We start from the raw sequence: 19,972 nt of genomic DNA, 5'->3' as shown, positions 1-19,972 counted from the left end.
GGAAGCGGATCCGGAACGGGCGCACCTCGACTGCCCCTGGCGGGCCGGGCGGCCTGCCGAGGGCGGGGGTCTGAGCCGTCAGTGAGTGCGCCCGGTCAGGCGCACAGCGGCGGAAGGACGACGTGCCAGTGGGAAATCACGGAATTCACCCGACGATCCTACCGAAGGGCGGGCATGGCAGGGTGAACGCATGCCGATCTCTGATGTCACCGATGAGCAGCCCGGGCGGGTCGTCGACCTGCGCAGCGACACCGTCACGCGGCCCGGCGCGGACATGCGCCGCGCCATGGCGGAGGCCGAGGTGGGTGACGACGTCTTCGCCGACGACCCCACGGTCAACGCCCTCCAGGACCGGATCGCGGAGCGGCTCGGCTTCGAGGCGGCGCTGTTCGTCTCCTCCGGGACGCAGAGCAACCTGTGCGCGCTGCTGACGCACTGCGGCCGCGGTGACGAGTACATCGCCGGGCAGTCGGCGCACGTGTACCGCTGGGAGGGCGGCGGCGGTGCCGTCCTCGGCGGGATCCAGCCGCAGCCGCTGCCCCACCGGGCGGACGGGACACTGGACCCGGCCGACATCGCGGCCGCGGTGAAGCCGGACGATCCGCACTTCCCGCGCACCCGGCTGCTGTGCCTGGAGGACACCATCGGCGGCCGGGTCGTCCCCGTGGACTACCTGCGGGCCGCGACCGGGCTGGCGCGTGAGCACGGGCTGGCCACCCACCTCGACGGGGCCCGGCTGTTCAACGCGGCGGTGGCCGCGGGCGGCGACCCGTACGAGCAGGCCCGGCTGATCGCCGGCCACTTCGACAGCGTCTCGGTCTGCTTCAGCAAGGGCCTGGGCGCCCCGGTCGGCTCCGCGCTGCTGGGCAGCCGGGAGTTCGTGGCCCGGGCGCTGCGCTGGCGCAAGGCGCTCGGCGGCGGGATGCGGCAGGCGGGCATCCTGGCGGCGGGTGCGCTGTACGCGCTGGAGCACCAGGTGGCGCGCCTCGCCGAGGACCACGCGAACGCGGCGCTGTTCGCGGAGGGGATCAAGGGCGTGCCGGGTCTGGTGGTGGGCGACGCCCAGACCAACATGGTCTTCGCCGAGCCGGCGCCGGGGCTGTCCGCCGAGGAGGTGCAGGAGCGTCTCGCACGGCGCGGGCTGCGCTGCGCCGGCTACCCCGGGCTGCTGCGCTTCGTCTTCCACCTGGACGTCTCGCGCGCCGACACGGAGGAGGCCGTGCGTATCGTCCGCGACGCCCTGGACGTCGCCCCGCGCGGCTGACGACCCGCCAGTTCCGTTTCCCGCACCGGTCGTTCCGCAACCTCCGGTGGCTCCCGGTTGTCCTAGGGGGTGAGGCCGTCGCGCGACGGCCTCACCGGGGAAGGGGAAGCGATGAGAGCGGGAGCGTCAGCGGGACGACGAGCGGGGGCCGCCCTCGCGGTGGCGGTGATGGCCGTGACACCGGTCGTGGCGGGGGGCGGCACGGCGCAGGCCGCATCGTGCACGACGAGCAAGGGGCCGTACCAGAAGCAAGTGGAGAAGTTCCTGGGGCGGCCGGTGGACGGGAAGCAGTCGGCGGCCGACTGCAAGGCGATACGCGCCTTCCAGACGAAGTACGGGATATCGCCGACCATCGGCTACGCGGGGCCGGTGACCTGGGGCGTCATGCAGATCATGAACGCCCAGAAGGCGGCGGGCAGCAATCCCAACAAGGCCGGCAAGTGTCCCACGAACAAGGGGCGGATCGCGTGCGTGGACCTCACGCGGCAGCTGAGCTGGATACAGGACGGCAAGAAGCTCAAGTACGGGCCGGTCCCGGTGCGCACGGGCCGCAACGGCTACGAGACCCGCACCGGCGCCAAGAAGATCTACTGGCGGAACATCGACCACTGGTCGACGCTGTACAACGTCGCCATGCCGTACAGCCAGTTCTTCGACGGGGGGCAGGCGTTCCACTCGATCGCGGGGAGCGTGTGGTCGCCGCCCGGGTCGCACGGCTGCGTGAACATGCGCACGGCGGACGCCAAGAAGTACTGGGGTCTGCTGAAGAACGGTGACGACGTGTACGTGTACGGGCGCAAGCCCGGTACGTGACGGGGCGCGACGCCGGTGGGCGGGCGGGACCGGGCGGGGGCCTCCGCTCGGGATCGCCCGCCCTTCTTGGTCCAGACCTCTTGACGGGGTCTGGGGGCGGCAGTTCAATCACGGCGTGAACTAAGCCTTGAACAAAGACGGACGGGGATCCCGTGCCCCCACGCACGAGGTTCCAAGAAATGTCAGGTGCATGTCTCTCACGCCCCTCACCTCGTCCGCCACCCCCCACGACCGCCCCGAAAGGCAGCGCCCCTGTGAAGGCACTCCCCCCACGCCCCCGCCCGCGCCGACTCCCGCGCACCCGCGGCCTGTTCGCCGCCGGCATCGCCGGCCTCCTCGCCCTCGCCGCCCTCACCACCACCGGCCCCGGTGACCGCCCCCTCCCCGCGGCCCCCGCCGCCACCGCCGCCGTCACCACCTTCGCCGACGAGTTCGACGGCCCGGCCGGCAACGCCGTGGACGGCGGCAAGTGGCAGATCGAGACCGGCGACAACGTCAACAACCACGAGCGGCAGTTCTACACGGCGGGCAACCGCAACGCGGCCCTCGACGGCCAGGGCCATCTCGTCATCACCGCCCGCAAGGAGAACCCCGCCGGCTACCAGTGCTGGTACGGCAGTTGCCAGTACACGTCCGCCCGGCTCAACACCGCGGGCCGCTTCACCACCACCTACGGCCACGTCGAGACCAGGATGAAGGTCCCGCGCGGCCAGGGCATGTGGCCCGCGTTCTGGATGCTGGGCAACGACATCGGCGACGTCGGCTGGCCCGCGAGCGGCGAGATCGACATCATGGAGAACGTCGGCTTCGAGCCCGGCACCGTGCACGGCACGATCCACGGCCCCGACTACTTCGGCTCGGGCGGCATCGGCGCCGGCTACACCCTGCCGGGCGGACAGGCCTTCGCCGACGCGTTCCACACCTTCGCCGTCGACTGGAACCCGGACTCCATCAGCTGGTCCGTCGACGGCACCGTCTACCAGCGGCGCACCCCCGCCGACCTCGGCGGCCGCCAGTGGGTGTTCAACAAGCCGTTCTTCGTCATCCTCAACCTCGCCGTGGGCGGCTACTGGCCGGGCGACCCCGACGGCGGCACCGCCTTCCCGCAGCAGCTGGTCGTCGACTACGTCCGCGTCACCACCTCCGACGGCGGGGGCGGGGGCGGTACCACCGGCCGCATCACGGGCCTGGCCGGCAAGTGCGTCGACATCGCCGGGGCCAACCCGGCCAACGGCACGCCCGTCCAGCTCTACGACTGCAACGGCACCGCCGCCCAGCGGTGGACCGCGGCCTCCGACGGCACCCTGCGCGCCCTGGGCAAGTGCCTGGACGTCAAGGACTTCGGCACCGCCGACGGATCCCAGCTGCAGCTGTGGGACTGCGCCGGCGGCACCAACCAGAAGTGGGTCCTGTCCGGGGCGCGCGACATCGTCAATCCGCAGGCGAACAAGTGCCTGGACGTCGCCGGCAACAACTCCGCCAACGGCACCAGGCTCCAGCTGTGGACCTGCACCGGAGGCGCCAACCAGAAGTGGACACTGACCCCCTGAGCCCCTGAGCCCCTGACCCTCTGATCCCCTGAACACTTGACCGCCTGATCCCCCGCCCCCAGATCCCGGGGCGGGGGCCCTGGAAACTGACGCCCCGTCATGGCATGGTCGCCCCATGGCGGATCTCCTCCCCCTCGCCGGACGCGCGGCGCTGGTCACCGGCGCGTCCGGCGGGATCGGTCTGGCCGTCGCCGCGGAACTGGCCGCCGCGGGCGCCCGCATCCTGCTCACCGCCCGCGACCCGGTCCGGCTGGAGGCGGCGGCCGGGCGGCTGCGCACCGCAGGACACACCGTGGTCACCCTGGCCGGGACGGTGGCCGACCCCGGTCACCTCGCGCAGTGCGCGGCGCTGGCGGTGCGCGCGCTCGGCGGCCTGGACGTCCTGGTCAACAACGCCGCCACCAACCTCCCGTACGGGCCGCTCGCGGAAGCCGACCCGGATCTGTGGCGGACCGCGTTCACGGTCAACGTCGAGGCGCCCCTGCGGCTGACCCAGCTGGCGTGGCGGGCGTGGATGCGCGAGCACGGCGGCGCGGTGGTCAACGTCTGCACCGAGGGCGCCGGCCACGTCGGGCCGAACGTCGGGGCCTACGGCACCAGCAAGGCGGCGCTGCTGCACCTGACGATGCAGCTCGCGGGCGAACTGGGCCCGGCCGTACGGGTCAACGCGGTCTCCCCCGGTCTGGTGCGCACGGAGATGGCGCGCTTCGTCTGGCAGGACGCCGAGGGCGCGATCGCCGCCGGGCTGCCGATGGGACGCATCGGCGAACCCGGCGACGTGGCCCGGGCCGTACGCTGGCTGGTCTCGGACGAGGCGGCCTGGATCACGGGCACCGAGCTGGTGGTGGACGGCGGGACCCGCGTCCGTGCCGCCCGTACCGGCGGCGCGGCAGGCACTCACGGCACGGACGAATCGGACGGATCGGGCCCCGGCTCCGGCGGGGGCACCCCCGCCGGAGCCGACGCCGTACGGGAGCGGCTGCTCGGCCGCCGGCCCGCTCCGGACGCCTAGAACTGCACGTCGGAGCAGGCGTAGAAGGCGTTGCCGGTGTCCGCGACGGACCAGACGGCCAGGATGATGTGCTTCCCGGTCCGGCTGGGCATGGTGCCCTGGTGGGTGACGGTGGCGGGCGGCCTGGCACCGTTGTAGTTGACGGTCAGGAACGGTGTCAGGGTCAGCACGGAGCGGGTGAGCGGCCGGCTGGGGTCGAAGCCCTGCTTGGTGATGTAGTACTTGAAGTCGCTCGTCGCGTGCGACGCGGTGAACTGCCAGCGGAAGCTGTAGTTCTGGTTGGCCGTCACCTTCGTGGTGGGCCAGCCGGTGCCGCCGCGCGGGTTGTCGAGCTGGGCGAACCGGCTGTTGCCACCAGCGCAGAGGGTGCCGTCGGAGGGGCCGAGGGTCGGGAAGCCCTTGGGGCCCTCGACGCTCTGCGGCTCCCACTGGATGTCGCCGCAGTTGGTCACGGTGCCGTTGGCGCAGAGCTTCTGACGGCTGATGGGGGCGTCGGTGTAGCCGTGGCTCCAGGCGCTGCCGGTGCCGAGCACGGACAGCGCCGCGAGGCCCAGACCGACGACGGCGGGGCCGAGTTTCCTGTGCATGCTTCGCTCCTCGGAGAACGTGGGGGAGTTCTGAGAGCAGTGCGCAGCCCGCGGGCGGTAGGTCTAGACCAACAGTGAAGGTACTCCCAAGAATTGGTCATGTCCAGACCAATAACAAGGGGAAGCCCCGGCCAGGACGGGGGGATCTGGCCGGGGCAGCTGGGGAGTTCGCCGCGGACGCTCCTGGGTCCGCCGGGCGATCTGACATTAGTTTAACAGTGAAGGAGGAGTGCTTCGCACCACTCAAACCTGTCAACGGTGTGGTGTGACGCCCATGCGCGGGTCCAGCACCCGCTGCAGTCGGTACGCCACCGGCCGGAAGCCCACCGCCGGCCAGTGCCCCGCCGAGACCGGCGAACCCGCCGGCCAGCTTGCCGTGATGTACCGGTAACCGCTGTCGTACGCCCACGCCAGCGCCGTCGCGAGCAGCACCCGGCTGATGCCCTCGCCCCGCGCGGCCTGGGTCACGTACGCCTCGACCAGTTCCACGCACCCGTCGGGCACGACCGGGCCCGGGGCGGCCGGCGTCAGCACCACCATGCCGACCTCCTCGCCCCTTCGGGCAGCGACCCACGCCCCGCAGCGGGCGTCGGCCAGGGTGTCCGCGTAGTGCGTCCGCAACGTCGCCAACGCCCCCTCGGGTTGCGGCCGGAACACCGCCGTGCCGCGGTCCGCGCGTGCCGCCTCCACCGCCATCCGCCCGATCCGGTCCAGGTCTCCGGGCCCGGCGCGGCGCACCGACAGCGCGTCCACCCCGCGCGGCTGCCGCCCGCGCGGCCGCACCGCCATCAGGCCCCGCACCCGCTCCAGGCCGAAGCCGGTGCGGAACCAGGCGGCGGCCACCGCCTCGTCGGCCGGCAGGTCCACGTAGTGCACGTGCCGGCGCTCCGCGACCAGGCGCGCCGCCACCGCCGCGTACAGTCCGCGCAGCACGTCCTCCGGCACCCCGTCCCGGCCGCCGCGCAGCGCGTGCCCGCCGTAGGAGACCAGCGCGGAACGCGGATGGGCGCGCAGCACCGCCCGGTCGTCGTCGCCGAGGTCCAGCGGGGTCGCGGCGAGGTAGCCGGTGACCGTCCCGTCGCCGCCCCGGGCGAGGACGGCCTCCACGCCCGGCCCGGCGAGGACCTTGCCGAGCAGTTCCTCCCCCGGCGGCGCGCCGGTCCGGCCCGACTGGTGGGGCAGCGCCTTGCGGGTCCTGGCGTACCAGCGACCGAGGAGGGCCGCTGCCTCGGGGACGTGCTCGGTGGTCAGCGGGGCGATGGCGACAGTCATGGTGGACCGCGACGCTAACGGTCGCGGAGGGGCGGCGGCAAGGGCCGTCGCGTCACCCGGTCCAGGCCGGGTGGCGCGGGTCGTCGGTGTGCACCACGACGTCCGCGGTCGCGGCGGGTGCGGCCTCCTGCTCGTAACGGGCGTACGCCGGGAGCGTCCAGCGCTCGTCCTCCGGCGTGCGCCGGGCCAGGGCCGCCCCCGACATCCTGAGGTGGACGCAGAGGTCGAAGGGGAAGCCGTAGCCCTGCAGCAGCGCGCCCTCCAGCAACAGCACGCCCCCGGGCGGGAGTTCCTCGTACGAGGCCCGGGTCGCACGGTCGGTCACCGGGTCCCACAGCGAGGGCAGCACCCGCCCCGTGCCGCCCGGCGCAAGCGGGCCGAAGGCCTCCCGCCACAGCGCTCCGGTGTCCAGCCAGCGCTCGTAGAAGGCGTCGGGATCGTGGCGCCCCAGCTCGTAGCGCTGCGAGGCGGGCCGCCAGTAGGTGTCCGCCCGTACCCGCACGACCGGCCGTCCCCGCAGCCGCAGTGCCTCCGTCAGGGCCTCCCCCAGCGCGTGCGGGCGCGTGGCGGGTGCCCCGTCGACGGCGACCCGGGGGCGTTCGCCGCCGTCCTGCGGTTTCAGCTCCAGCACGCGGTCGGCGACGGCATCGGTCAGCCGTTCCCAGGTCACAGGCGTCAGTCGCACGCCCCCCATACTGCCGGTCGAGGTCCACGCCCGCGCAGGCGGCCCGTGTTCACCCCTCGCCGGGGACCTCGCCGCGGAGCTCGCAGGGGGGCTCGCCCGGCCCCCACGGCACCCGCAGGTCGACGGTCGTGCCCTCGCCCGGGGCGCTGCGGACGGTGAGCCGGGCGTCGATGAGCTCCGCACGCTCGCGCATCGCCGACAGGCCGATGCCCCGGGTCTGCGGCGCGGGCGGCTCGGCGGCACGGGGGGCGGCGCGGCCCGCTGCCGTCGCCGCGGCCATGCCGTGCCCGTTGTCGGTGATCGCCACGTGCACGGAACGCTGGTCGCTCTCCAGGCTGACCACCACCCGGGTCGGCTCGGCGTGCTTCACGGCGTTGGTGATCGCCTCCTGGACGATCCGGTACATCTGCGCCTGGGTCTCGGCGGTGAGCCCGCCGCAGGCGGTGTCCGCGCGCGGGCCGAGGCGCAACTCGGTGCGGATGCCGTACGTCTCGAAGGAGCGCCGGCACAGCGCCTGCAGGGCCGGCTGCAGGCCCAGTTCGTCCAGGACGACGGGGCGCAGGTCGACGATCAGGTGCCGCAGCGAGGCGATCTGGTTGCCGACCAGACCGCGCGCCTGGTCGATGGCCTCCCGCATGGCCTCGGGCCGCCCGTCCGCGGCCGCGGTGGACAACACCACCTGCACCGCCCCGAGTTCCTGCAGGGTGTCGTCGTGCAGCTCGCGCGCCCAGCGGCGGCGCTCGCGCTCCTCGCCGTCGTGCCGGGCCCTGACGCGCTCCCTGCGCAGCCTGCTCTCCCGGCGCGCCGAGGAACGGACGGCGAGCAGGGCGTAGGCGACCAGCAGCAGCGGCAGCACGTGCAGGACGTTCAGCGAGGGCTGCTGGGCGACACGGACCGTCCCGGCCACCGTCAGCATCAGCGCGAAGGCGATGGCCACGATGAGCCACATCCGCTGCCGCGGCGCCACCAGCGGCGTGAGCAGCAAATACGAGACGGCGGCGGCGAGGGCGAGGGCGAGTTCCCAGGCCTGCGAGCGGTCGGTGACCTCCATGACGGTCGCCGCCGCCAGGAGGCAGGTGCCCAGACCCTCGAGGGCCAGGCGGGTCCCGGTCCTTCCAGGGCCGGACGGCGTCATGCCACCAGCCCGCGCTCTCTGGCCGCGGCGATCAGCTCGGCCCGGCTCTCCTTGCCGAGCTTGTCCCGCAGCCGCGACCGGTGGGTCTCCACGGTCCGTACGGAGACGAACAGGCGCCGGGCGATCTCCTGGTTGGTGTGCCCCAGCGCCAGCAGGGTCAGGACCTGCGCCTCCCGGTCGGTGAGCGGCTCCTCGTGGTGCCGCTCCGCCAGGTCCAGGTCCTCCACGGCCAGCCGCGCCCCGAGCGAGGGCTGGACGTAGGTGGCGCCGCCCGCGACCTGGTGGGCGGCGGCGATCAGCTCCTCGGCGGCGGCCTCCTTCAGCAGGTAGCCCGCCGCGCCCGTGCGCAGCGCCTCGCGGGCGAACGCCGGGTCCTCCTGCATGGTCAGCACCAGGATGCGCGTCCTGGGTGACTCGGTCAGCAGTGCCGGGATCGTCGGGAGGCTGGATCTGCCGGACATCGTCAGGTCCAGGACGAGCACCCGCGGATGGTGGCGCCGGACGGCTTCCAGCGTCTCGGGGACGGTGGACGTCTCGGCAACGATCTCGAAGGCGGGGTCGGCGGCCATGAGCAGCCGCATCCCCGCGCGGACCACCAGGTGGTCGTCGGCGAGTACGACCGTGATGGCCGGGTGCGGCTGCCTGCCGTCGGGGCGGCTGAGGACGTCCATAGCACACACGGTAGATCGGGCGCGCGCGCCGGGCAGCCCGCGCCGCCGGTGTTGCGGGAAACCCGCAGTCACGTCTGCGGGAAATCCCCGATGACGTCTGCGGACAGCCGGGGATGCGTTCGCGCGGACGGAGAGGCAGGCTCGGAGTCAGTGCTTGAAATGGCTACCACCCGCCGACCCCACACCTCACCCGAGGCGAACGTCATGCTCTGTGCCACCCTCCCGCCCCAGGCCGGCCCTGCGGACCGGCCGTGGTCCTACGACGCAGCCCAGCAGCTCGTGGATTCCGCCGTGCCGACCGTGGCCGACTTCGCCGCCGTCGAGGTGTCGGACGCCACCGTCTCGGAGCAGGCGGCCATCTCGGGCCTGCCCGCCACCGGGCTCGCCTTCCGGCGGGGTGCCTTCAGGGCGGCCCGGGGCGCCGCGATCCCGCGGGCCTACGAGGTCGGCGAGATCAGCAGCCTGCCGGCCAGAACGCCGTACCACGCGTCGCTGACCGACCTGCGGCCGCATTTGGTGATGAACCTCCGCCCGCAGACGGGATGGCTCACCCGCGACCCGGTGCGTGCCCCCCTGCTGCGGATCACCGGGACGCACTCCCTGCTCGTGATGCCCCTGGACGTCGGGGGTGTCGTCCTGGGCGTCGCGGCCTTCTACCGCACGACGGGCTCCCCCGCCTTCTCGCGCGCCGACCTGGTGATGGCCGGCACCCTGGCCCGCAGGGCCGCCCGGCTGCTGGACGGCGCCCGCCGCCGCCTGGTCCAGAACGCCGCGGGGCGCATCCTGCAGGAGGCGCTGCTGGCACCGCAGGGAGCGCGGGTCAGCGCCATCGAGGACCCGCGCGGGCACCTGCCGGCGTCCGCGGCCCCCGGCGCCTGGGTGGACGTCATCCCGCTGCCCAGTGCCCGGGTGGCCCTGGTGACGGGTTCGGTACGCGGGCAGGGTCTCTCCGCGGCGACCGCGATGAGCCAGCTCAAGGCCGCGGTCCGGGCGCTGGTGCTGCTGGACATGAGCCCCGGCGAGGTCATCTCCCGGCTCCACCGGCCCGCCGCGACCCCCGTCGGCGACGAGGCCGACCAGTGCCTGATCGTCGTCTACGACCCCGTGGCCTGCCGCTGCACGGTGGCGTGCGGCGGCTACGCGGCCGCGGACGCGGCGCCGACCCCGGGCGCGGCGGACGGGTACGGCCCCGCGCCCGGCGAGCCGGAGGTCACCGAGTGCGACGTGCCGCCCGGCAGCGTGCTGGTGCTCAGCTGCGGAACGGACGGGATCCCCGCCGGGGCGCGGGACGCCGGCCAGGTGACCGGGTTGCGTGTGCTGCCCGCCGAGGACGCGGCGGCCGCGGACCCGGCGACGGTGCTCGACGGCCTCCTGCGCGCGGCCGCGCCGGGCACGGACCCGGTGCTCCTCGCCGCCCGCACCCGCTGCCTGGACGCCGACGACGTCGCCACCCGCGAGGTGGCCAACGACCCCGCGGCGGTGGCGGACGCACGGGACTGGGCGGACCGGCTGCTGACCGAGTGGAAACTGCCGGAGCTGGCCTTCACCACCACCCTGGTCGTCAGCGAACTCGTCACCAACGCCATCCGGTACTCCACGGGGCCGATCCGGCTGCGCCTCATCCGCGACCGGGTCCTGGTCTGCGAGGTCTCGGACTCCTGCAGCGCCGCCCCGCACCCACGTCACGCGTCGCCCAGCGACCAGGACGGGCGGGGGCTGGCCATCGTCGCGCAGCTCACCGACGCGCAGGGCACCCGCTACACGGAGACGGGCAAGACGGTGTGGGCGGAGCAGCTCATCGCCCCGCCGGCCGCCGCGTAGGCCCGGCCGCGCCGGGCCCACGCGGCGGCGGGCGTCAGTCGGCGGGGATCTCCGACCGGTCGCCGCCCCAGAGCGTGTGGAAGGAGCCGGACGTGTCCACCCGCTTGTAGGTGTGCGCGCCGAAGAAGTCGCGCTGCCCCTGGATGAGCGCGGCCGGCAGCCGCTCCGCGCGCAGGGCGTCGTAGTACGCGAGCGCCGCGGAGAAGCCCGGAGCGGGGACGCCGAGCTGGGCCGCGGTGGAGACGACCCGGCGCCAGGCGGCCTGCGCGTTGCCGAGGGCCTCGGCGAAGTGCGCGTCCGTCAGCAGCGTGGGACGGCCCGGCTCGGAGTCGAAGGCCTCCTTGATGCGGTTGAGGAAGCTCGCCCGGATGATGCAGCCGCCGCGCCAGATCGTCGCCATCGCGCCCGCGTCGATGTCCCAGCCGAACTCCTTGCTGCCCGCCTGGATCAGGTTGAAGCCCTGGGCGTACGCGACGATCTTCGAGGCGTACAGCGCCTGCTCGACGTCGTCGGCGAAGCGGTCGCTCGCCGCGCTGTCCAGCCAGGTCTCGGCCGGCCCCGGCAGTCCGCGCGAGGCGGCGCGCAGCTCCGCGCTGCCGGACAGCGAGCGTGCGAAGACCGCCTCGGCGATGCCGGAGACGGGGACGCCGAACTCCAGGGCGTTCTGCACCGTCCAGCTGCCGGTGCCCTTCTGGCCGGCCTGGTCCAGCACCACGTCGACGAACGGCTTGCCGGTCTCGGCGTCCGTGTGGGCCAGCACCTCCGCGGTGATCTCGACGAGGTACGACTCCAGGCGGCCGGAGTTCCAGGTGCGGAAGATCTCCGCGATCTCGCCCGGCCGCTTGCCCGCGGCGTGCCGCAGCAGGTCGTAGGCCTCGGCGATGAGCTGCATGTCGGAGTACTCGATGCCGTTGTGGACCATCTTGACGAAGTGTCCGGCACCGTCCGGGCCGACGTGGGTGCAGCAGGGCACTCCGTCGACCTTGGCGGCGATGTCCTCGAGGATCGGGCCCAGGGACTCGTACGACTCCGCCGAGCCGCCCGGCATGATCGAGGGGCCGTTGAGGGCGCCCTCCTCGCCGCCGGAGATCCCGGAGCCGACGAAGTGCAGACCCTGTTGGCGCAGCGCCTTCTCCCGGCGCCGGGTGTCGCGGTAGTCGGCGTTGCCGCCGTCGACGACCATGTCGCCGGGCTCCAGCAGCGGCACCAGCTCGTCGATCACGGCGTCGGTGGGGGCACCGGCCTTGACCATGATGATGATGCGCCGGGGCCGTTCGAGCGAGTCGACGAACTCCTTGAGGGACTCCGCCGGATGGAACTCGCCCTCGCTGCCGAACTCCTCCACGAGGGAGCGCGTCCTGGCCGGGGTGCGGTTGTACAGGGCCACGGGGTGGCCGTGTCGCGCGAGGTTCCGGGCCAGGTTGCGGCCCATGACCGCGAGTCCGGTGACGCCGATGCGGGCCTGCTCCGCCATCTGCGGTTCCTCCCTGTTGCTGTGGTGCGGGGGGCACGTACGGCGTCCAGCCTGTCAGCCAACCGGCCTGGTGGCCGGGATTCCGGCGGATCCGTCAGCTGCCCGTGCCGATCCGGCCCTGACCTGCTACACGGGCCATCGCACGGCGCAGCCCCCTGGCCGGAGGCGCGGGGACGGCCCCCGCCGGTGCCGGTGCCCGGGCCTGGCCCGCGAGGAGCGCTCCGGTCGTCGCCGACGGTGGTGGCGGGGGCGGCATCGGGGGCGGCGGCATGATGCCGTGGTCGCCCAGGGCCTCGCGCAGCCGGCGCGCGTCCTCCGGGAGGTCGCGGCGCCAGGCCCAGCCGAGGAAGGGGCCCAGCAGCAGCATGCCGCCGCCGAGCTGGCAGGTGACCTGCAACTGGACGAACGCGCCCCGCGAGTGCGGCAGCATCCGGAACGCGAACTCGGGGGTCTGGGTGCCCAGCGGGCTCCACATCCGCCGGCCGCGGTAGGTGATCCGCCGGCAGGGCTGGAAGACCGAGCAGACCAGCCGGTGCTCCCGGTGGCGGCCCGGATAGTGGTAGCGGTAGACGGCCCGCTCGCCGGGGGTGATGGCGTCGGCCGCGACGGCGGCGACACCGGAGTTCCACGACGCGAGGTTGCGGGCGTCGGCAAGGTAGTCGAAGACCTCTTCCACGGTACGGGTGACGATCACGCTCGTAGACACCGTCGGCATCGCAGACCTCCCCGGTGCCGGCGCGGCCAGCATGTGAGCAGAGTGGCTTCTTGGCTCCTCACCGACAGCCTGCGTCCAATCGGGCGGTGTGTCGTGGCGGGTGAGCCGTCCGGGTGAATCAGGGGTGTGTGACCGGCGCGAACGGTATGCGCGCGAACCCTCGCGGTCAGTGCCTGACGGGCTCCGTACCGCTCCTGCGGTCGCGGAATTCGCACCACACTGCCTTGCCCGAACCGTGCGGCTCCACACCCCACGCGTCCGCGAGCCGGTCGACCAGCAGCAGACCGCGTCCGGACACCTCGCGCTCGCCGGGCTGCCGGCGGCGCGGCCAGTTCGCCGCCAGGTCGTGCACCTCGATGCGCAGCCGCCGGGTGACGTCCGGCGTGGCGTGGGCCAGGGACGGGTCGGGGAGCATGCGCAGGGTGAGCAGGGCGCCGCCGTCGGTGTGCACCAGCGCGTTGGTGATCAGCTCTCCGGCGGCGAGTTCGGCCTCGTCGACCCGGTCGCGCAGGCCCCAGCCCGCCATGGCGTCGCGGACCAGGGCCCGGGCCTCGGAGAGCGCCTGGGGGTCGCCGGGGGCGATGTGCCGGTGCAGCCGGTGGGGCGGGTGCGGGGAGGCGTCGCTGTCGCGCCGGAGCAGCAGCAGGGCCATGTCGTCGTCGGTGGCCTGTTCGCCCATGACGGCGGTGAGGTGGTCGGCGAGGGCCGGGACCTCGCGGGGGCCCTCGCACAGCGCCCCGGACAGCCGCCGCACACCGACGTCGAGGTCGGCGCCGGGCCGCTCGACGAGTCCGTCACTGAACATCAGGAGGGTGTCGCCGGGGCCGAGTTCGGCGGGGGTGACGGGATAGTCGGGCCTGCCGAACTGGGCGGACAGGCCGAGCGGCAGCCCGCCCGCGGTGGGCAGTACGCGGACGGTGCCGTCGGACTGCCGCACCAGCGGGTCGATGTGCCCGGCGCGCACCAGCAGGGCGGACCCGGTGGCCGGGTCGACCTGGGCGTACAGGCAGGTGGCGAAGCGGTCGGTGTCCAGCTCGTACAGGAAGGCCGAGGCCCGCGCCATGACGCTGGCGGGCGGGTGGCCCTCGCCGGCGTAGGCGCGCAGCGCGATCCGCAGCTGGCCCATGACGGCCGTGGCGTGGGTGTCGTGGCCCTGGACGTCGCCGATGATGACGGCGACCCGGCCGCCGGGCATCGCCACGACGTCGTACCAGTCGCCGCCGATGTCCCTGGCCAGCCGGGCGGAGCGGTAGCGCACCGCGATCTCGGTGCCGGGGATGCGCGGGATGGTGCGGGGCAGCATCGCGGTCTGCAGACCCTGCGCGATGTCGTGCTCCTGGTCGAAGAGGATGGCGCGCTGCAGGCTCTGCGCGATGCTGCCGCTGAGCGCGATCAGCAGATGTCGCTCCTGCGGCGAGAAGCCCTGCTTGTGCCGGTAGAGCAGGCCCAGGGCGCCGATGGGCTTGCCCTGGGCGATCAGCGGGAGGTAGGCGGCGGCGGAGGCGCCGAGCGGCTCGATGTGCGGCCACAACTCGGGGTAGCGCCGGGCGAACTCCTCGCCGGAGGTGATGAAGCGCGGGACGAGGGTCCGTACGACCTCGCTCATCGGGAACTCGTCCTCGATCCGCGTGTACTGCAGCGACGGCACCCAGCTGTCGGCCTTGGCGTCGCTCACCACGTGGACCCGGCCGGCCTCGACCTGGCCGAGGAAGAGGCTGGCTATGCCGAGCCGGTCCAACCTGGGGTTCCCGGTGAGGGCCGCGGTCACGTCGCGCACGGTCACGGCCTGGGCCAGCGACGCGGTGACCTCCATGACCAGGTTGCTCTCGGCCGGGCGGTCCTCGTCCGCGCGCAGGCACTCCGCGGCCTGGGCGAGTTCGTCGGTGGCGTCGCTGACGAGGCCGATGACCCGGTTCGCCCGGCCGGTCTCGTCGCGGACGATGCGGCCCTGGAAGCGGACCCAGCCGCGGCGGCCGTCGCCCCGGGTGAGCCGGCCGAAGGCGAGGAAGGAGGAGCGGCCCTCGCCGAGTGCCTGGGTGATCGCCGCGGTGACGTCGGTGGCCTCGTCGGGCGACAGCCGGGAGAACAGCGCCTTCGGGTCGCCGTCGAAGTCCTCCGGGCGCAGGTCCACCGTCCGCAGGGCCCGCTCGTCGAGGTGCAGGCGGTCGCGGTCGAGGTCCCAGTCAAAGCCGCCGACGTCGTTGAGCGACATCTGGGCGGCGGCGGGAGCCGGCCAGGCCACCGTCGCGGGCGCAGGGGGCGCCCACTCCCGAGACTCAGCCATCACGCCCTCCGGACCCGCTCCCCGCTGCGCCGAGCCGCACCGGAACGGGGAAAGCGTACCCATACTCCGGTAGGGCGCCATGGTACAGGCGTGACGTGTGGGAGAGCCGGGTTTCCGCCGGTTCCGGGACGCCCCCCGGCGGCCGCCCGGCCCCCCTCGTTCCGTCCGCCGGACTGCTCAGCGGGCCGCCGGCGGCGCGTACTTGTAGCCGACCCGGCGCACGGTGACGATGCTGGCGCGGTGCTCGGGCCCGAGCTTGCGCCGCAGCCGGGCGATGTGGACGTCGACGGTGCGCCCGTCGCCCACGTGGCCGTACCCCCAGACCGTGGTGACGAGCTGGTCGCGGGTGTGCACGCGGTGCGGGTGCGCCACCAGGTGGGCGAGCAGCTCGAACTCCAGGTAGGTGAGGTCGAGCGCGCGCCCCGGTACCCGCGCGACACGGCGCTCGGCGTCGACGGTGACCGGCAGGCCGGCGGGGGCCGGGGGCTCGGGCGGCGCCTGGCCCTCGACGGGGACGAGGACGAGGTAGCCGACCATCGGCGGCCCGCCCGCGCCCGGGGGCATCAGGTGGCCGGGGGCGGGCAGCCAGGTCGAGCCGGGCGGGAGGAAGTCCGGAACCGGCGGGACGTCGCCGGCGCGGGCGTCCCCGGTACGGACGGCGCGCAGGTGCTGGCGGTTGGCGGCGGGCAGGGGCGGTGACGGGGTGCTGGTGCTGGAGGACATGCGGGTCTCGGCTCTCGCGCGAAGGGTCGTCGGACGACGTGTTGCGCGGGACCGCCGGGAGGCCGGCAGCAGGCGGCGACCGGGAGGGACGGCGTCAGCTGTGGACCGGGGTCCGCGCGGGGACCGCGCGACAACACTCCCGGTCGAACTGGTACTCCTGCCGAGACGGCCAGAACGGCTCGAGGTCGCTGCGACCTGTCGCGGTGTCAATGAGGCTGGCCATGGCAACCATTGAACCAGACGTGGCGCCCACCGGGACAGGGAGAACCCGCTTCACCCCCCTGACCGGGCATTACAGCGGTTGCGGCTCGGGCTGTGGCTCGGGGTCGGGCTCCGGCTGCGGGGGCGGCGCCGGCACCGGGTCGGGGGTCGGGCCGGGAACGGGGTGCGGGGCGGGCGGCACGGGGTCGGGCGGGAAGGGCGGCACCGGGCTCGGGGCGGGCGGCACGGGCGGCACCGTGGCGCGGCGTGCTGGGGCGGTCATGACGTTCTGCCTCCTCGGACTCGCCGGAACGGATCTTGCGCTGCGCTTACCCGGCCCTCCCCGTCCTACCCGTCCTATCCTCAGCCTCATGACCTGGTTGCGCGCCCTGCGCCGCAGCGCCCGCGAGGGGCTGCGGATCGAGCGCGCCGGGCTCGAACCGCTGGTCGCGCTGCGCGCCGCCGCGGGCGTCGCCATCGTCATCGGCCTGTCGCTGTGGCTGGCCGGCCCCCTGGTCGCCGCCTCGTCCGCGTTCGGCGCCTTCGCCTCCGGCATGGCCACCTTCCAGCGCAGCTGGCGGCCCCGGCCGGTGCTGGCGCTGGTCGCCGGTGGCGGGCTCGCCGTCAGCACCTTCCTGGGCTACCTGGCGGGGGCGCACTGGTGGGTGTTCGTGGCGCTGCTGGCGGTCTGGGCCTTCCTGGCGGGCATGGCCTGGGCGCTGGGGCCCACCGCGGGCATCGTCTCGTCGCTGACCGTCGCCGTCATGCTGGTCGTGATCACCCTGCCGACGTCCGCGCTGAGCGCCTTCGGCCACGCCCTGGTCATCGCGGCGGGCGGGGTCGTGCAGGCGGCGCTGATCGTGCTGTTCCCGGTGCGCCGCTGGGGCCGGCAGCGCGACGCGCTGGCCGACGCCTTCGCGGCGGAGGCGGACTACGCGCGGCGGCTGCGGCACGACCCGTTCGCGCCGTTCGACCCGGAGCCGCTGATGACCGCGCGCAGCGCGGCCGTCATCACCGACCGGCAGGCGCGGCGGCGCCCGGCCGCGCTGCGCGGGAAGCGGGTGCTGGCCGAGCGCATCCGCCCCGTCCTGACCTCGCTCGCCGATCCGACGGTCGGTGCCGCCGCCGAGGGGCCGGAGCGCGACCGGGCCCGCGAACTGCTGGCCGCGGCGGCCTCGGTGCTGGACGCGGTGGCCCGCGCGGTGCGCGAGGCCGAGCCGGTGCGCGTACCGCCGGAGGCGGAGTCCGTGGTGCTCGTCGAACCCGCCCCCGAGGAGCAGTTGACCGGGCCGGCCCGGCGCACCGCCCTGCGGCTCGTCGCGCTGCTCAGCGAGGCGGTCTCCTCCGCCACCGGCCCCGGCGGCTCGGTGAGCACCGACACCGCCCACCTGCGCCGCCCCAGCGTGCCCGAACTCCTGCCGCTCGCCGTGCGCACCGTGCGGCGCGAGGCCCGTTTCGACTCCCCCGTCTTCCGGCACGCCGTGCGGCTGGCCGCCGTCACCCCCGCGGGCTACGCCCTCGGCGCGGCCCTGCCACTCGGCCACGGCTACTGGGCGCCGCTGACCTCGGTGCTGGTGATGCGGCCCGACTTCTCGCAGACGTACGGCCGCAGCGTGGCCCGCTTCGTCGGGACCCTCGCGGGCGTCACCGTGGCGACCGCGGTGATGCAGTCCTTCGCGCCGGGGCCGTACCCCTGCGCCGTGCTGGCGGTGGTGTCCGTCGCCCTGATGTACGGGCTGATGCGCACCGGCTATCTGGTCTCCCAGGTGGCGGCGTCGGCGTACGTGGTCTTCCTGCTGGGCATGGCCGGTTCCAGCTGGACGCAGACGGTGCCCGACCGCGTGCTGCTCACGCTGCTCGGCGGGGTGCTGGCGATGGCCGCGTACGCGCTCTTCCCGGCGTGGGAGACCCCGCGGCTGCGGAACCGCCTGGCCGACCGGGTCAAGGCCACCGGGCGGTACGCCGCCGCCGCGATGGAGGCCCACGCCGCCCCCGCGCGGGGAGGGCGCGAGGCCGTGCGGGCGGCCCTGCTGGACGCCCGCGCGGCCGCGCTCGCCTGGGACCAGGCCGTCGCCCGCGCCGACGCCGAACCCGTCCGGGGCCGCGGCCTGTCCCGCCGCGCCGCCGACGGCGCCGACGCGGCCCTGTCGGCCATGGGCCGCGTCCCCATGCTCATGGAGGCGCACCTCCCGGCCCCCGATGCCGCCCCGGTCCCGGACGCCGCGCCCTTCGCCCGGCACCTGCGCACGGCCACGGCGGACGCCGCCACCGCGGTCCGCGAACGACGGCCCCCGGACTTCGCCCCGGTGCGCGCCACCCTGGAGGCGTGGCCCCGCTCGGACGCCGACCGCATCGTCCGGCGCAGCGCCGAACTCCTCATGGAGACCCTCGACGACCTCGAGGCCTCCCTGCGCCCCCGGCCCCGCACCCGTCCCGCCCGCCGCCGCTGAGACCTCCGGGAGGACGGGGGTCAGCGGATGGGCATGCCCGACAGGGTGCGGGCGATCACCAGGCGCTGGATCTCGCTCGTGCCCTCGAAGATGGTGTAGATGGCGGCATCCCGGTGCATGCGCTCCACCGGGTACTCACGGGTGAAGCCGTTGCCGCCGAGGATCTGGATGGCCTGGGCGGTGACCTTCTTGGCCGTCTCGCTCGCGTACAGCTTGGACATCGAGCCCTCGGCCGAGGTGAAGGGCTTGCCCGAGACCGCCATCCAGGAGGCGCGCCACACCAGCAGGCGGGCCGCGTCGATCTGGGTGCGCATGTCGGCCAGTTGGAAGGCGACGCCCTGGTTGTCGATGATGGGGCGGCCGAACTGGGTGCGGGTCATGGCGTAGTCGAGGGCGACCTCGTACGCGGCGCGGGCCGTGCCCACCGCCATGGCGCCGACGGCCGGACGGGAGGCCTCGAAGGTGGCCATGGCGGCGTTCTTCACGCGCTCGCCGCCCCTGGCCCGCTCGCGGGCCCGCGCGAGCCGCTCGTCCAGCTTCTCCTTGCCGCCGAGCAGGCAACTTCCCGGGACGCGGGCCCCGTCGAGAACCACCTCGGCGGTGTGCGAGGCGCGGATGCCGTGCTTCTTGAACTTCTGCCCCTGGGAGAGCCCGGGGGTGTTCGGCGGCACGATGAAGGAGGCGTGGCCCTTGGAGCCGAGTTCCGGGTCGACGACGGCGACGACGACGTGGACGTTGGCTATGCCGCCGTTGGTGGCCCAGGTCTTGGTGCCGTTCAGGACCCACTCGTCCTTGGCCTCGTCGTACACGGCGGTGGTGCGCATCGAGCCGACGTCGGAGCCCGCGTCGGGCTCGGAGGAGCAGAAGGCGGCGACCTTCACGTCGTTGACGTCGCCGTACATCTGGGGGATCCAGGTGCCGATCTGCTCCTCGGTGCCGTTGGCCAGCACGCCGACGGCGGCCAGCCCGGTGCCGACGATGGACAGGCCGATGCCCGCGTCGCCCCAGAAGAGCTCCTCCATGGCGATCGGGATGCCGAGGCCAGTGGGGTCGAAGTACTGCTGGGCGTAGAAGTCGAGCGAGTAGAGTCCGATCTTCGCGGCCTCCTGGATCACCGGCCAGGGGGTCTCCTCGCGCTCGTCCCACTCCGCCGCAGCCGGGCGCATGACGTCGGCCGCGAAGCCGTGGATCCAGTCGCGCACCGATTTCTGGTCGTCGCCGAGCTCGAGCGAGAAGTCGCCCATCGTCCCCTCCACGTGCTTGTTACTTGCGGTAACGCCCAGTGTGTTACCGGCTGGTAAGGGATGTCAACCGG

At 74.1% G+C, this 19,972-nt stretch carries 17 protein-coding genes; 6 read left to right on the top strand and 11 right to left on the bottom strand.

Annotated features, from left to right (window positions below):
• The first annotated feature begins 190 nt into the window (after window positions 1–190).
• The 4 genes from ltaE to CHF15_RS17270 all read left to right on the top strand — a co-directional run bounded on the left by ltaE (window position 191) and on the right by CHF15_RS17270 (window position 4,639).
• On the top strand, window positions 191–1,264 hold the full coding sequence (ltaE, locus tag CHF15_RS17285; RefSeq protein WP_089224703.1) for a low-specificity L-threonine aldolase: 1,074 nt from the start codon (window positions 191–193) through the stop codon (window positions 1,262–1,264).
• Between the two features lie 168 nt (window positions 1,265–1,432).
• On the top strand, window positions 1,433–2,077 hold the full coding sequence (locus CHF15_RS17280; protein ID WP_245938880.1) for a L,D-transpeptidase family protein: 645 nt from the start codon (window positions 1,433–1,435) through the stop codon (window positions 2,075–2,077).
• 254 nt (window positions 2,078–2,331) lie between these two features.
• Window positions 2,332–3,627 carry an RICIN domain-containing protein gene (locus tag CHF15_RS17275; RefSeq protein WP_245938879.1) on the top strand — a complete coding sequence of 432 codons (1,296 nt, stop codon included), beginning with the start codon at window positions 2,332–2,334 and terminating at the stop codon, window positions 3,625–3,627.
• A gap of 115 nt (window positions 3,628–3,742) precedes the next feature.
• Window positions 3,743–4,639: an SDR family oxidoreductase gene (locus CHF15_RS17270; RefSeq protein ID WP_089224701.1), complete on the top strand. Its 897-nt coding sequence runs from the start codon at window positions 3,743–3,745 to the stop codon at window positions 4,637–4,639.
• Here CHF15_RS17270 and CHF15_RS17265 read toward each other — a convergent pair.
• The 5 genes from CHF15_RS17265 to CHF15_RS17245 all read right to left on the bottom strand — a co-directional run bounded on the left by CHF15_RS17265 (window position 4,636) and on the right by CHF15_RS17245 (window position 8,989).
• Window positions 4,636–5,226, bottom strand: a complete 591-nt coding sequence (locus CHF15_RS17265; protein WP_089224700.1) for a lytic polysaccharide monooxygenase auxiliary activity family 9 protein — start codon at window positions 5,224–5,226, stop codon at window positions 4,636–4,638. The genes CHF15_RS17270 and CHF15_RS17265 overlap by 4 nt on opposite strands.
• A 252-nt stretch (window positions 5,227–5,478) precedes the next feature.
• Window positions 5,479–6,498, bottom strand: coding sequence for a GNAT family N-acetyltransferase (locus tag CHF15_RS17260; RefSeq protein WP_089224699.1), 1,020 nt, complete (start codon window positions 6,496–6,498; stop codon window positions 5,479–5,481).
• A gap of 52 nt (window positions 6,499–6,550) precedes the next feature.
• On the bottom strand, window positions 6,551–7,192 hold the full coding sequence (locus CHF15_RS17255; RefSeq protein WP_410169642.1) for a nucleoside/nucleotide kinase family protein: 642 nt from the start codon (window positions 7,190–7,192) through the stop codon (window positions 6,551–6,553).
• 40 nt (window positions 7,193–7,232) lie between these two features.
• A complete protein-coding gene (locus CHF15_RS17250) occupies window positions 7,233–8,318 on the bottom strand; it encodes a sensor histidine kinase (protein ID WP_089224698.1) in 1,086 nt (361 codons plus the stop codon).
• Window positions 8,315–8,989: a response regulator gene (locus tag CHF15_RS17245; protein ID WP_089224697.1), complete on the bottom strand. Its 675-nt coding sequence runs from the start codon at window positions 8,987–8,989 to the stop codon at window positions 8,315–8,317. Before CHF15_RS17245 ends, CHF15_RS17250 begins: the two co-directional genes overlap by 4 nt.
• 159 nt (window positions 8,990–9,148) lie before the next feature.
• Between CHF15_RS17245 and CHF15_RS17240 the strand changes: the two genes are divergently transcribed.
• Complete coding sequence (locus CHF15_RS17240; protein ID WP_179279837.1) at window positions 9,149–10,810, top strand: ATP-binding SpoIIE family protein phosphatase; 1,662 nt, start codon at window positions 9,149–9,151, stop codon at window positions 10,808–10,810.
• Window positions 10,811–10,844: 34 nt separating this feature from the next.
• Here CHF15_RS17240 and gndA read toward each other — a convergent pair whose 3' ends face one another.
• The 5 genes from gndA to CHF15_RS44410 form a co-directional block, all read right to left on the bottom strand.
• The gene (gene gndA, locus CHF15_RS17235) at window positions 10,845–12,284 is read right to left on the bottom strand and encodes an NADP-dependent phosphogluconate dehydrogenase (protein WP_089224695.1); all 1,440 of its coding nucleotides are present in this window, start codon (window positions 12,282–12,284) and stop codon (window positions 10,845–10,847) included.
• 94 nt (window positions 12,285–12,378) lie between these two features.
• The gene (locus CHF15_RS17230; protein ID WP_179279836.1) at window positions 12,379–12,999 is read right to left on the bottom strand and encodes an SRPBCC family protein; all 621 of its coding nucleotides are present in this window, start codon (window positions 12,997–12,999) and stop codon (window positions 12,379–12,381) included.
• Window positions 13,000–13,165: 166 nt separating this feature from the next.
• Window positions 13,166–15,283 carry a SpoIIE family protein phosphatase gene (locus CHF15_RS17225; protein ID WP_245938878.1) on the bottom strand — a complete coding sequence of 706 codons (2,118 nt, stop codon included), beginning with the start codon at window positions 15,281–15,283 and terminating at the stop codon, window positions 13,166–13,168.
• 177 nt (window positions 15,284–15,460) lie between these two features.
• Window positions 15,461–16,006: a winged helix-turn-helix domain-containing protein gene (locus CHF15_RS17220; RefSeq protein ID WP_089224692.1), complete on the bottom strand. Its 546-nt coding sequence runs from the start codon at window positions 16,004–16,006 to the stop codon at window positions 15,461–15,463.
• 292 nt (window positions 16,007–16,298) lie between these two features.
• Window positions 16,299–16,490, bottom strand: a complete 192-nt coding sequence (locus CHF15_RS44410; RefSeq protein WP_086020737.1) for a hypothetical protein — start codon at window positions 16,488–16,490, stop codon at window positions 16,299–16,301.
• 88 nt (window positions 16,491–16,578) lie between these two features.
• On the opposite strand from CHF15_RS44410, the gene CHF15_RS17215 reads away from it, so the two are divergent.
• Window positions 16,579–18,657, top strand: coding sequence for an FUSC family protein (locus tag CHF15_RS17215; protein ID WP_089224691.1), 2,079 nt, complete (start codon window positions 16,579–16,581; stop codon window positions 18,655–18,657).
• Between the two features lie 20 nt (window positions 18,658–18,677).
• Here the strand turns inward: CHF15_RS17215 and CHF15_RS17210 are convergent, their stop codons facing one another.
• Window positions 18,678–19,901, bottom strand: coding sequence for an acyl-CoA dehydrogenase family protein (locus CHF15_RS17210; protein ID WP_089224690.1), 1,224 nt, complete (start codon window positions 19,899–19,901; stop codon window positions 18,678–18,680).
• Window positions 19,902–19,972 lie beyond the last annotated feature (71 nt).

The organism is Actinacidiphila glaucinigra (genome assembly GCF_900188405.1).
Classification (GTDB): Bacteria; Actinomycetota; Actinomycetes; order Streptomycetales; family Streptomycetaceae; genus Actinacidiphila; species Actinacidiphila glaucinigra.
This window is presented reverse-complemented; position numbering and strand designations above follow the sequence as displayed.

Coding starts and splice junctions, on each gene's coding strand:
- CHF15_RS17220 (WP_089224692.1), bottom strand. CDS start 16,006: ATGTCCTCCAGCACCAGCACCCCGTCACCGCCCCTGCCCGCCGCCAAC.
- CHF15_RS17245 (WP_089224697.1), bottom strand. CDS start 8,989: ATGGACGTCCTCAGCCGCCCCGACGGCAGGCAGCCGCACCCGGCCATC.
- CHF15_RS17250 (WP_089224698.1), bottom strand. CDS start 8,318: ATGACGCCGTCCGGCCCTGGAAGGACCGGGACCCGCCTGGCCCTCGAG.
- CHF15_RS44410 (WP_086020737.1), bottom strand. CDS start 16,490: ATGACCGCCCCAGCACGCCGCGCCACGGTGCCGCCCGTGCCGCCCGCC.
- gndA (WP_089224695.1), bottom strand. CDS start 12,284: ATGGCGGAGCAGGCCCGCATCGGCGTCACCGGACTCGCGGTCATGGGC.
- CHF15_RS17280 (WP_245938880.1), top strand. CDS start 1,433: ATGGCCGTGACACCGGTCGTGGCGGGGGGCGGCACGGCGCAGGCCGCA.
- CHF15_RS17255 (WP_410169642.1), bottom strand. CDS start 7,192: ATGGGGGGCGTGCGACTGACGCCTGTGACCTGGGAACGGCTGACCGAT.
- CHF15_RS17260 (WP_089224699.1), bottom strand. CDS start 6,498: ATGACTGTCGCCATCGCCCCGCTGACCACCGAGCACGTCCCCGAGGCA.
- ltaE (WP_089224703.1), top strand. CDS start 191: ATGCCGATCTCTGATGTCACCGATGAGCAGCCCGGGCGGGTCGTCGAC.
- CHF15_RS17270 (WP_089224701.1), top strand. CDS start 3,743: ATGGCGGATCTCCTCCCCCTCGCCGGACGCGCGGCGCTGGTCACCGGC.
- CHF15_RS17225 (WP_245938878.1), bottom strand. CDS start 15,283: ATGGCTGAGTCTCGGGAGTGGGCGCCCCCTGCGCCCGCGACGGTGGCC.
- CHF15_RS17240 (WP_179279837.1), top strand. CDS start 9,149: ATGGCTACCACCCGCCGACCCCACACCTCACCCGAGGCGAACGTCATG.
- CHF15_RS17215 (WP_089224691.1), top strand. CDS start 16,579: ATGACCTGGTTGCGCGCCCTGCGCCGCAGCGCCCGCGAGGGGCTGCGG.
- CHF15_RS17265 (WP_089224700.1), bottom strand. CDS start 5,226: ATGCACAGGAAACTCGGCCCCGCCGTCGTCGGTCTGGGCCTCGCGGCG.
- CHF15_RS17230 (WP_179279836.1), bottom strand. CDS start 12,999: ATGCCGACGGTGTCTACGAGCGTGATCGTCACCCGTACCGTGGAAGAG.
- CHF15_RS17210 (WP_089224690.1), bottom strand. CDS start 19,901: ATGGGCGACTTCTCGCTCGAGCTCGGCGACGACCAGAAATCGGTGCGC.